At 56.2% G+C, this 1,377-nt stretch carries 1 protein-coding gene; it reads right to left on the bottom strand.

What is annotated here, in order from left to right:
• Nucleotides 1-267: 267 nt before the first annotated feature.
• Nucleotides 268-1,302, bottom strand: coding sequence for an IS110 family RNA-guided transposase (locus AYK65_RS31310; RefSeq protein WP_081163223.1), 1,035 nt, complete (start codon nucleotides 1,300-1,302; stop codon nucleotides 268-270).
• Between the last annotated feature and the right edge of the window lie 75 nt (nucleotides 1,303-1,377).

Below are 1,377 nucleotides of genomic sequence, written 5' to 3'. Positions count from 1 at the left end.
ATCTATGGACGCCCCCGGTTTTGCAAGGAGTAAATTAGCGAAATTTGGCGGCCGCCGCGGCTGCAGTCATCTATTCGGCCTCTCAGCGTATCACACCCTGTGATACCGGCCTTGATGGTAGATCCGCAAATCAGCGCCCAACCACGCGACGCGAACTCGAAGTTCGATGCGCCCAACGGGCTCTGCTGATTCCGGTTAACCCGGCTTTGCCATCATTCGCCTTCTATCCTCGCAACCGCTTCGACCAGGGATGGTCGAACCCGGGAATCATGCCATACTCAATGCCACCGGCCGGGTCGGGTGGTTGTAGGTCCCGCCAAAGCGGAGCAAAGCCCAAACGACACGTGCTGTCTTGTTGGCGATCGCGACTGCCGCAACGTTGGCAGGTCTTCTGTCTCTCAGCTTTGCTAGCCACGTCCAGGAACGACCTCTCCAGCGCATGATTGAGCGACTGCCGTGGATGAGCAATCTCCGCAGATAGCCATTCCCGCGCTTGCTGATCCCACCAAGGCTCTCCTTGCCGCCAGTCGAATGTTGTCGCGGAACTAATCCCAACCAAGCTGCGAAATGGCGGCCTGATTTGAAGTCGGTAGGTTCTCTCATCGAGGAAACCAATGCGGTGGCGGTGATGACACCAACGCCGGGAATACTCATCAAGCGCCGGCAGGCATTGCTGTTCCTCGCGACGGCAATCAAGTCGCGATCGATCTTGAAAAGTTTGGCACTGACTTCCCGAAGCTGGTTCACAAGGTATTGCAACGCATGCCGAGCGACTGCCGGAAGCTCATCGCAGTCGGGGTCTTCTATCAGCTTGGTCAAGAGACCGATTTTATGTGACCGATTGGGGCCGATGATGCCGAACTCCGCCAGATGTCCTCGGATTCCGTTGATCAATTGGGTGCGCTGGCGAATGAGCATCTCACGAACCCGGTGAATTACCAAAACTTCCTGCTGCATCTCCTCCTTGATGGGAACAAAGCGCATTGTTGGGCGGGTGACTGCCTCGCAGATTGCTTCAGCATCAGCAGCATCATTCTTGTTCGTTTTGACATATGGTTTGACGTACTGCGCCGGCAGGAGGCGAACATCGTGGCCCATATCACGCAGCAGCCGCGCCCAGAAATGCGAACCTGGACATGCCTCAAGCCCCACCAGGCATGGAGTAAGTGCGCGGAAGAAGCTTTCGACCTCTTCCCGTTTGAGTTTACGACGGATCACCGGCCGACCGAAATTGTCAGCAGCGTGAACCTGAAAAACAGATTTTGCGATATCGAGACCAACAACACTGACGCGAGCTTCCATAATGAACCCTCTGGTTGATACGCCTCCATCATCTCTCGCGGCTGGCTCCGGCGGAAGGGGGCGTCCATACCATCA

The sequence above is a fragment of the Ensifer aridi genome, from assembly GCF_002078505.1.
GTDB lineage: Bacteria > Pseudomonadota > Alphaproteobacteria > Rhizobiales > Rhizobiaceae > Sinorhizobium > Sinorhizobium aridi.
This window is presented reverse-complemented; position numbering and strand designations above follow the sequence as displayed.

Bases quoted from the DNA above. Each gene is read 5' to 3' on its own strand.
- AYK65_RS31310 (WP_081163223.1), bottom strand. From the start codon at position 1,302: ATGGAAGCTCGCGTCAGTGTTGTTGGTCTCGATATCGCAAAATCTGTT.